Source organism: Bartonella chomelii (assembly GCF_014138465.1).
Taxonomy (GTDB): domain Bacteria; phylum Pseudomonadota; class Alphaproteobacteria; order Rhizobiales; family Rhizobiaceae; genus Bartonella; species Bartonella schoenbuchensis.
Map to the genome: position 1 here is coordinate 1 of NZ_JACJIR010000032.1, position 1,202 is coordinate 1,202.

Genomic DNA, 1,202 nt, shown 5'->3' on the forward strand with positions numbered 1-1,202 from the left:
CGAGTTCATTTGTATTATCATCAGACGGTATTGTGTCTGTGTATTCTTCTATTAATTTACTTGCATTCTCTATTCTCTTATGACGACTTACCAATCTGTAAAATCGTGTATAAATTTCTTTTAACATTTCCTTTGCTTTCATAATCTTTCTTCTGTTTGATAGGGGGTATTATCCTGCTGATGTTCATTAAGTATGGAACTTTCGGCAAATGTAGACGTTGGAGATGTTTCTTGAATACTTTCCCACATAGCCATTAAAAGATATGCAGCTGCCCCTCGTGAAGGAATCCCATATTTTTCCCAACGCCACACAGTTGACTTATTGACACCTAAGTGTGCCGCCATTTCTTCCAGCGTTAAATTTAGTTTTTTACGTAATTGTTTTGCTGCTATTTTTTTCATAAAAATAAATATGCATTACGAAAACTTTAATGTCAAGTCGAAATGCATATCATATTTATGCAATATGAATACATATAAGGAGATAAAAATGCTCAATCAAATAACAGAACAATCTTCTAGGTTAATGAAGGCGCGTTTAGCGCGTGGTTTTAGGAGTGCTAAAGAAGCAGCTAAATATTTTGGATGGAAATACCCTAGTTATATTCAACATGAACAAGGAGTAAGAGGCATATCACGTGCGTCTGCAAAGTATGCAAAAGCATTTAGAATTAGTGAAGGATGGTTGTTAACGGGTGAGGGACACGGTCCCTCCTTTCCAATCCCTGCTGTTAAAGAAACCATTGATGAGCAAATCATTGATCTGCTGAAAAAAACAGATCAACAAGATAAAGAAATAGTTCTTCACCTCTTAAATCGCCTGCATTCTGAAGAAAAAAAATAAAAGCTTTTTTCCTTTCATGACTAAATGTAGAAATTAACTGCATTATTTCATCATCTAATTCCATAGTGTTTTTTCTGTTTTCATAATTATCTCTTCTCCCCTTTCTTAGAGAATTATCATTTAGTAAAAAAAACTATAAGAAGATTTTTCACTCTTACTCAAAATTAAAATAAACATAACGCATATTTTATTATTGACATATATGCATTATGAATATACAACTATCCCCATATTTAAAAACAAAACATTTGCAAACATGGATTGAGGGGATGGAAGATGAGTAAACAGGTTTCTATAGATGATTATGGGATTCTGTTAGTTATATGTGATGATGATTATCCCTATGCTCAATTTGGTC

2 protein-coding genes are annotated in these 1,202 nt (G+C 33.0%); one reads left to right on the plus strand and one right to left on the minus strand.

The features are described 5' to 3' along the window. Positions 1-138: 138 nt before the first annotated feature. Positions 139-402, minus strand: coding sequence for a helix-turn-helix domain-containing protein (locus GGR10_RS06760; protein WP_182480450.1), 264 nt, complete (start codon positions 400-402; stop codon positions 139-141). 88 nt (positions 403-490) lie between these two features. Here GGR10_RS06760 and GGR10_RS06765 point away from each other — a divergent pair, with 88 nt between their 5' ends. Then, positions 491-844 carry a helix-turn-helix domain-containing protein gene (locus tag GGR10_RS06765; RefSeq protein WP_182480451.1) on the plus strand — a complete coding sequence of 118 codons (354 nt, stop codon included), beginning with the start codon at positions 491-493 and terminating at the stop codon, positions 842-844. The last annotated feature ends 358 nt before the right edge of the window (positions 845-1,202 follow it).

What these genes read in the sequence shown, in the direction of transcription:
- GGR10_RS06760 (WP_182480450.1), bottom strand. Translation starts at nt 402, where the DNA reads ATGAAAAAAATAGCAGCAAAACAATTACGTAAAAAACTAAATTTAACG.
- GGR10_RS06765 (WP_182480451.1), top strand. Translation starts at nt 491, where the DNA reads ATGCTCAATCAAATAACAGAACAATCTTCTAGGTTAATGAAGGCGCGT.